Here is an 8,242-nt window from a genome sequence, read left to right on the forward strand (position 1 = left end):
CGGCGCTCGATCTCGCGCGCGGCGTCGAGGGCTGGCGCCTCGATGCGTGGAGCGATCTGCAACCGCTCCTTCATCTGCGCGCGCCGCGCGTCGCCGCGGCCCTCTCGGCCGGCGCCATGCTGGCCGTCGCGGGCGCCCTGATGCAGCGCTTCACCGGCAACGCCATGGCGAGCCCCGAGATTCTCGGCATCTCGTCGGGAGCCTCCCTGGCCGCCCTCCTGCTGCTGCTGATCATGCCCGCGCCGAAGGGCGGCACGCTCCTCGGCGCGGCAAGCGCGGGCGCCTTCGCCACCCTGCTCGCCATGCTCGCCCTCGGCCGTCGCAACGCCTTCTCGCCGCAGCACATGCTCCTCACAGGCATCGCGCTCGGCACCTGCCTCGGCGGCGTCACCTCCTTCCTGATGGCGAGCGGCGATCCGCGGCTCGGCGCAGCCATGTCCTGGCTCTCCGGCTCGACCTACCGCGTCGACGCAGCGCAGGCGACCTGGGCGGGGGCGATCCTGCTCGGCGCGCTCCTGCTGGTGCCGCTCCTTTCGCGCTGGCTCACGATCCTGCCGCTCGGGGAGGCCCCGGCGCGGGCCCTCGGCGTGAACCTTCCGGCGAGCCGCCTCGCCCTCCTGGTGATGGCGGCGATCCTCACGGGCGCCGCCACGCTGATCGTCGGCCCGCTGAGCTTCGTCGGGCTGATGGCGCCGCACATGGCGCGGATGCTCGGCCTGCACCGGCCCATGGAGCAGCTTTTCGGTGCTGCGATCCTCGGTGCCCTCATCATGGTGATCGCCGATTGGCTCGGGCGCAACCTGTTGTACCCCTCGCAGGTCCCGGCTGGCTTGCTCGCGACCTTCATCGGCGGCCCGTATTTTTTCGTGCTCATGCGAAGGTCGGCCGCATGAGCACGAACCGAATCGGGGCAGGCACTCTCCTGCGCGAGGTCGTCCGGCTGCTGCGGCCGTTCTGGCCGCTCGTCGCCTTTGCGACAGCCGTCGGAATCCTCGGCGGCCTCGCGACGGCCTGGTTGCTCGCCACGATCAATGCCGGGCTGCACGAGGGCGAGGCGACATGGTCGCTGCTCGCCCGTTTCGCGGGGCTGTGCGTGCTGAGCGTCGGCGGGACGGCGATCGCCGGCATCGGCAACAGCATCGTCGGCCAGAGGATCATCGCGAGCCTGCGCAAGGACATCTCGGCCCGCATCCTGCGTGCGCCGATCGCCACGCTCGAGACGCATCGCTCCTGGCGGCTGATGTCGGTGCTGACCGGCGATGTCGACACCGTCTCGGCTTTCACCTTCAGCTTCTCGGGCTACGCCATCGCGCTCGCCGTCACCGTCGGCAGCTTCGTCTATCTGCTCACGCTGTCGCCGGCCGTCTTCCTCGTGGCGCTCGTCTCGCTCGCGGCCGGGATCGTGATCAACACGATCTCGCGGCGCGGCTGGATCCGCGACTATGAAGGCGTGCGGGAGGCGCAGGACAGCCTGCACAAGCAGTACCGGGCGATCACGGACGGCGCGAAGGAGCTGAAGATCAGCCGGCCCCGCCGCAGCCGCGTGCACGGGCTCCTGCTCTCGGGCGCGGCCGACCGCATCGCCGCCCTCAAGAGCCGCGCCATGCGCCTGTTCTGGCTCGCCGATGCGGGCGGGACGGCGGTGTTCTTCGTGGCGATCGGCCTCCTGCTGGCCGGACGCTCGCGCCTTGGGATCGACGCCAGCGTGATCAGCGGCGCCGTCATCGTGCTGCTCTACGTGAAGGGGCCGGTCGAGCAGATCGCCACCGCGCTGCCGCTCTTCGATCAGGCCCGCATCTCCTTCGCGCGGATCGCCGCGCTGTCGGCCGAGCTGGGCCAGCACGAGCCGAACATTCCAATCGCGGCGGCGGAGCGGGCCCCGCCGCCGATCCGGTCGATCGAGCTGCGCGGCGTCTCCTATGCCTTTCCGAGGACGGATGGCATCGCGCCCTTCGCTCTCGGCCCGGTCGACCTCACGATCCATGGTGGAGAACTGTTGTTCATCGTCGGCGAGAACGGCTGCGGGAAGACCACGCTGATCAAGCTGCTGCTCGGCCTCTACGTGCCGCAGCAGGGCTCCCTTCTCCTCGACGGCGAGCCGGTTGGGCCGGAGCGGCGCGACGATTATCGCCAGCTCTTCACGACGATCTTCTCGGACTATTACCTCTTCGACGATCTCGCCTATGGCGCGCTGCCGGACGAGGCGCAGCCGCATCTGGAGCGGCTCGGCATCGCGCACAGGGTCCGGCTTGAAGGCGAGCGCTTCACGACCACGGACCTCTCGACGGGCCAGCGCAAGCGCCTTGCTCTCGTCCAGGCCTATCTCGAGCACCGCCCGGTCATCGTCACCGACGAATGGGCGGCCGACCAGGACCCCGAGTTCCGCCGCGTCTTCTACGAGGAGCTGCTCCCCGAGTTGAAGGCGCAGGGCAAGACCCTCGTCGCCATCAGCCATGACGACCGCTACTTCCATGTCGCCGACCGCGTCATCCGCATGGCGAGCGGCAGGATCGTCGAGGACCGCCCGACCCGCCGGCCAACCCTCGTCTCCGGCGGCCGGCCCTGATGCGCGCGACGGCACCGGGACGCCCGGTCTGGCGGCGGCCGGCCTGGATCGCGGCTGCGGTGCTGTGCGTGGGCGCTTGCGTCTTCTTCGTCCGCCGGGACGAGGGTGCCCGCTCGGACACCGTGCTGGCCGCTGTCGTGACGCGCGGCGATCTGGAGGTGACGGTGACGGCGACGGGGAAGATCCAGCCGCGCGCCTATGTCGATGTCGGGGCGCAGGCCTCGGGCCAGTTGCAGCGCATCCTCGTGCGGATCGGCGATTCCGTGCGGCAGGGCCAGTTGCTGGCCGAGATCGATCCGCAGGTCCAGGCCGCGAAGGTCGATGCCGACGAGGCCCAGCTCGCACAATACAACGCCAATCTCGTCGAGCAGCAGGCCAATGTCGCCTATGCCGAGGCGACGCTCGGACGCTACGCGAGGCTCGTCGCGAGTGATGCGGCGTCGAAACAGACCTACGACGGGAGCAACCGCGACGCGAGGACGGCAGCCGCGAAGGCCGACGCCATCCGTGCCCAGATCAGGCAGATGGAATCGACCCTGAAGGCCGACCGGGTCGCCCTCGGCTACACCCGGATCTACGCGCCGATGGCGGGGACGGTGGTGTCGGTCGAGGCGCGCGAGGGCCAGACCCTCAACGCGGCCTATTCGACGCCGCAGATCATGCGCATCTCCGACCTCGCCGCCATGACGGTCTGGACGCAGGTCTCGGAAGCCGACGTGACGCGGCTGAAGGTGGGCATGCCGGTTTATTTCACGACGCTGGGCCACGGCGAGCGCCGCTGGAGCGCGACCCTGCGCCAGATCCTGCCCGCGCCGCAGAAGCCGGAGCGGCCCCCCGGCCAAAGCGACACGGGCGCGGCCGCGTCGTCCCCGGCCGGCAACGTCGTGCTGTATACGGCCTTGCTCGACGTCGACAACACGAGCGGTGACCTGCGCCCCGAGATGACGGCACAGGTCTATTTCGTCACGGCTTCGGCGAAGGGCGCCCTGATCGCGCCGGTCGCGGCCCTTCGCGCCAGCGACGACAAGAGCGCCATCGTCACGGTGGTCGACGGCGCGGGAGAGAGCGGGCGCCGGGTCACGGTCGGGCTGCGGACGCGGTTCCAGGCGGAGATCGTCTCGGGGTTGAAGGAGGGCGAGCGCGTCGTCACCGGCCGCAAGCCGGGGGCGAACGGCCCTTCGCTCGTGGGGTTCCGCCTGTGAGCCGCCCGCATCCTCGGCGCGACGATGCCCCGCTCATCGAGCTAGCCGACCTGCGCAAGACCTATGTCACCGGCGAGACCCTCGCCGTCGAGGTGCTGCGCGGCCTCTCGCTGTCGATTCGGGCCGGCGAGTTCGTCGCTGTCATGGGCCAATCGGGCTCCGGCAAGTCGACCCTGATGAACATCCTGGGCCTGCTCGACACGCCGACAGGCGGCACCTATCGCTTCGCCGGCCGGGACGTCGCGGCGCTCTCTCGCGACGACCTCGCGCGGCTGCGGCGCGAGGCCTTCGGCTTCGTCTTCCAGCAATACAACCTGATTCCGACCGTCACGGCGACGGAGAACGTGGAGATCCCGGCGACCTATGCCGGCATGCCGCCCGCGGAGCGGCGCGCGCGGGCCCTCGCTCTTCTCGATCGCCTCGGCCTGTCGCATCGCGGCGACCATCGCCCGGGCCAGCTCTCGGGCGGGCAGCAGCAGCGCGTCTCGATCGCCCGCGCGCTGATGAACGGCGGCTGCGTCATCCTCGCCGACGAGCCGACCGGCGCGCTCGACAGCGCGATCGGCGCCGAGGTGATGGCGCTCCTCTCGGAACTCGCGGCCGAGGGACACACGGTCATCCTGATCACGCATGACAGCGCCATCGCCGAGGCGGCGCACCGCATCGTCGAGATCCGCGACGGCATGCTCGTCTCCGATACCGGGGGAGAGACCGGCCCGCGCGCCGGCCTGCCGGAGGCGCCCCGCCGGGATTCCGGCGCCTCGCTCGTCTCCGGCATGCGCGAGGCGCTGCATGCCGGAGGGCGGGCGCTGGCGGCCGCGCCCTTCCGCACGGCGCTGACGCTGCTCGGCATCATCATCGGCGTCGCCTCCGTGATCGCGCTCCTGGCGATCGGCGAGGGCGCCAAGGAGAAGGTGCTCGCCCAGCTCGCGATCTACGGCGCCAACCGCATGTATGTGATCCCGGGCGGCGAGAGCAGCCGCGGACCCGGCGGCCGGCTCCTCCCGGCCGATGCCGCCCTCGTCCGGGGCGTGCCGAACGTCGCCGCCGCCATGCCCTATCTCCACGGCAACGTGGTCGTGCGCGCGGGCAATGTCGATTATCCGACCTCGGGGGTCGCGGTGACGACGGATTTCCCGCGCATCCTGCACTGGTCCCTCGACAGCGGGGTGTTCTTCACGAAGGAGGACGAGCGCTCGCTCGCGACCGTTGCCGTGATCGGCACGAGGCTCGCCGCGCGCATCTTCCCGGACGGCTCCGACCCGGTCGGGCGGATGATCCTCGTCGATGACGTGCCGTTCCAGGTGATCGGCGTTCTCTCCTCGAAGGGCGCGCTCTCCGGCGACAGCGACGACGACGACACGATCGTCTTTCCTTTCCCGACGGGCAGCGTGCGGGTGTTCGGGAAGGAGAACCTGTCCTGGATCTCGGTCCTGGTCGATGACCTGTCTCAAGCCGACCGGACGGCGGCGGAAATCACTGCTGTCCTTGAGAGAGCGCATCGCGTGCGCGACTTCCGCGTCTTCAACAAGGCCGCGACGATCGTGGCGCAGGACAGGACGCAGAACACCCTGACCCTGCTGCTCGGCTTCACGGCGGCGATCTCGCTCGTGGTCGGGGGCATCGGCATCATGAACGTGATGCTCATGACGGTGAGCGAGCGCACGCGCGAGATCGGCATTCGCATGGCGACCGGCGCGCGCACGGCCGACATCCTGCGCCAGTTCCTGACCGAGGCGATGATGGTCTCGGGCGTGGGCGGCCTTCTCGGCGCCGGCCTCGGCATCGTGGCCGGCCTCGGGGCCGCGTTCGTCTTCGCCATGCCGGTCGTCTTCTCGGGCCTTGCGATCCTCGGCGCGCTCGCCTGCGCCGTGCTGACGGGCGTGATCTTCGGGTTCTGGCCCGCCCTGCGGGCCGCGCGCCTCGAGCCCGTCGCGGCGCTGTCGCGGGAGTGAGATCGAAGGCTGCGCCATGAGATCTGTCTTGCAAATCGTTCCTGAACCTGCGGCGCCGACCGACCCCGCCATCGGTGAGCCCCTGTTCGAGCTGGACGGCGTCGGCTTCGCCATTCCCGAGCGGGCTCTGCTGGAGCCGCTGACCCTGACCTTGCCGGCCCGGCGCGTCGTCGGGCTGATCGGCCATAACGGCTCGGGCAAGTCGACGCTGGTCAAGCTGCTCGCTCGCCAACAGCCGGCCTCCTTCGGCACGATCCGCTTCGAGGGCAAGGCGCTGAAGGAGTGGGGCGACCGCCCCTTCGCCCGCAAGGTCGCCTATCTGCCCCAGGCCACGCCGCCCGCCTCCGGGATGCTGGTCAGGGAGCTGGTGGCGCTCGGCCGCTATCCCTGGCACGGCGCCCTCGGCCGCTTCGGAAAGGTCGACCGGGCGAAGGTCGAGGAAGCCATGGCGCTGACCGACATCGAGCCCTTCGCCGACCGCCTCGTCGACACCCTCTCCGGCGGCGAGCGCCAGCGCGTCTGGCTCGCCATGCTGGTCGCGCAGGATGCCGAATGCCTGTTGCTCGACGAGCCCATCTCCGCCCTCGACATCGCCCATCAGGTCGAGGTCCTGTCGCTGGTCCATCGCCTGTCGAAGGAGCGGGGGCTCGGCGTGGTTGTCGTGCTGCACGACGTCAACATGGCGGCCCGCTTCTGCGACGAGATCCTGGCGCTGCATTCCGGCCGCCTCGTCGCCCGCGGCGCGCCGGACGAGATCATGACGCCCGACTGCCTGCACTCCATCTACGGCATCGCCATGGGCGTGATGTCCCATCCCGCCTCACGACATCCCATCAGCTTCGTATGCTGACACGCCAGCACACGAAGCTGATGGGGCGGGGAGCGAACGACCTCGCGAGCAGGACGGGTGTCAACGCGATCTCGATCCTGGACGTGTTGTGCAGGTCGAGCCGCGCGCGCCTGAAGCCGAACGAGGAACAGCAGGTCCGCGCTGTCCCCGGCCGGCACCCTGCCTCAATACCTGTCGCACTGGGAAATCTTGCGCAACCGCCTCAGGGCCTGTTCGAATCCGCCGCCCATCGGAGCCGCGCCCTCAATCCTCCCAGGGAGGACCGGTCGAGGAAGAGTTGGGTCTCCGTCTCCTCGGCGATATCGGCCGCGATGGCGAGGCCGAAGCCGGTGCCGGGCACGGATTCGTCCCAGCGCCGGCCCCTGGCGATGCGCGAGAGCGCCTCCCCGCCCATCCCCGGCCCGTCATCCGCGATGCCGAGTTCGGCCTCGCCCTCGGGCTGCCCGCCGGTCACGAGCACGCGGCGATGGGCCCATTTGCGGGCATTGTCGAGGAGATTGCCGAGCAGCTCGGTCAGGTCGCCCTCGTCGCCGGGATAGGTCAGCGCGGGATCGACCGAGACCTCCCAGCGCAGGGACGATGCATCGGGCAGGCGCCCCAGCGTGCCGACCATCCTCTCGACGACCGGCAGGACGAGGCAGGATTGCCGGGCCAGCCGCCGCGAGACTGCCGCCCGAGCCCTCGCGAGCGAGCGCTCGACCTGGCGGCTCATGGCGAGGCTCTGTTCCTCGATCGTGCGCGACAAGTCGGGCCGCTCGTCCGCGACGCGGCGCGCCACCGCTTGCAGCACCGAAAGCGGTGTCTTGAGCCCGTGCGCCATGTCGCCGGCCTGGGTGCGGGCGCGGGCGAGCGCGCGCTCCTGCATCGCGATCATCCGGTTGAGGCTGTCGACGAGCGGCTGCACCTCGTTCGGGAAATGTCCCGGGAGGGCCGTGCTGCGGCCCCCCTGGAGCGCCCGCAGCTCCTCCCGAAGGACCCGGAACGGAGCCAGGGCGCGGGCCACGAAGAGCCACATGGCGAGGGCGAGGACCAGCCCGAGCGCCACCAGCGAGGGAACGAGGAGGCGCAGGTAGTCCGCGCGGGCCCCGGCGAGATCGGCCCGGTCGATCGCGACCGCGACGGTGAGCGGCGCGTCGGTCACGCCGCCTTCGAGCACGACGCGGCGGGCCACCGCGATCAGGCGCTGCCGGTCGGGGCCCGCGAGGTCGAAAGCCGCCGGGGCGGGCGGGGCGCCTGCGAGAGCCGCCCCATCGAGCTTCGCGTCCCAGAGGGAGCGCGAGCGCAGCTCCTGCCCTGACCGGGCCGAGATCTGCCAGTAGAGGCCGCCATAGGGGGCGGCGAAGCGCGGATCCGGCGGCTCGGCGGCGAGGACCGGGCTGCCGCCGGGCCCGAGAGAGACCTGTCCCGCGAGCTGCTTCGCGGTGCGGTCCAGCTCCTCCGCGGTCCTCGAATCGAGGATGCGGTCGAAGATCAGGACGAGGCCGAGCCCGGCCAGCGCCAGGGCCAGCGCGATCAGGAGCGAGGCCGCGACGGCGAGCCGGAGGCGGAGCGAGCGGAAGCTCAAGGCGAGGCCGGAATGATGTAGCCGTGGCCGCGGCGGGTCTCGATGACGCTGCTGCCGATCTTGCGCCGAAGCCGGGCGAGCAGCGCCTCGACGGCATTGACGTCG

General features: G+C 70.8%; 6 protein-coding genes and 1 pseudogene. 5 read left to right on the forward strand and 2 right to left on the reverse strand.

Annotated elements, in window-relative coordinates; translation table 11 throughout:
• The 5 genes from PKD06_RS17500 to PKD06_RS17520 form a co-directional block, all read left to right on the forward strand.
• Positions 1-893, forward strand: an 893-nt coding sequence (locus PKD06_RS17500) for an iron chelate uptake ABC transporter family permease subunit (protein WP_324382375.1), incomplete at its 5' end; no start/stop codon positions are given.
• Positions 890-2,566: a cyclic peptide export ABC transporter gene (locus tag PKD06_RS17505; protein WP_324382377.1), complete on the forward strand. Its 1,677-nt coding sequence runs from the start codon at positions 890-892 to the stop codon at positions 2,564-2,566. The genes PKD06_RS17500 and PKD06_RS17505, both read left to right, overlap by 4 nt.
• Entirely contained in the window at positions 2,566-3,768 is a 1,203-nt protein-coding gene (locus PKD06_RS17510) for an efflux RND transporter periplasmic adaptor subunit (protein WP_324382379.1), read from the forward strand. Before PKD06_RS17505 ends, PKD06_RS17510 begins: the two co-directional genes overlap by 1 nt.
• Positions 3,765-5,723, forward strand: coding sequence for a MacB family efflux pump subunit (locus PKD06_RS17515; RefSeq protein ID WP_324382381.1), 1,959 nt, complete (start codon positions 3,765-3,767; stop codon positions 5,721-5,723). The genes PKD06_RS17510 and PKD06_RS17515 overlap by 4 nt, the downstream gene beginning before the upstream one ends.
• Positions 5,724-5,751: 28 nt before the next feature.
• Positions 5,752-6,573, forward strand: coding sequence for an ATP-binding cassette domain-containing protein (locus PKD06_RS17520; protein WP_324382382.1), 822 nt, complete (start codon positions 5,752-5,754; stop codon positions 6,571-6,573).
• 202 nt (positions 6,574-6,775) lie between these two features.
• On the opposite strand, the gene PKD06_RS17525 is transcribed toward PKD06_RS17520, so the two are convergent.
• Positions 6,776-8,137 carry a sensor histidine kinase gene (locus PKD06_RS17525; protein ID WP_324382385.1) on the reverse strand — a complete coding sequence of 454 codons (1,362 nt, stop codon included), beginning with the start codon at positions 8,135-8,137 and terminating at the stop codon, positions 6,776-6,778.
• Positions 8,134-8,242 (reverse strand): annotated as a pseudogene (locus PKD06_RS17530) (helix-turn-helix domain-containing protein); the annotation flags it as partial. The pseudogene PKD06_RS17530 and the gene PKD06_RS17525, both read right to left, overlap by 4 nt.

The organism is Enterovirga sp., from assembly GCF_035325185.1.
Lineage (GTDB): Bacteria > Pseudomonadota > Alphaproteobacteria > Rhizobiales > Beijerinckiaceae > Enterovirga.

What these genes read in the sequence shown, in the direction of transcription:
- PKD06_RS17505 (WP_324382377.1), top strand. Translation starts at nt 890, where the DNA reads ATGAGCACGAACCGAATCGGGGCAGGCACTCTCCTGCGCGAGGTCGTC.
- PKD06_RS17510 (WP_324382379.1), top strand. Translation starts at nt 2,566, where the DNA reads ATGCGCGCGACGGCACCGGGACGCCCGGTCTGGCGGCGGCCGGCCTGG.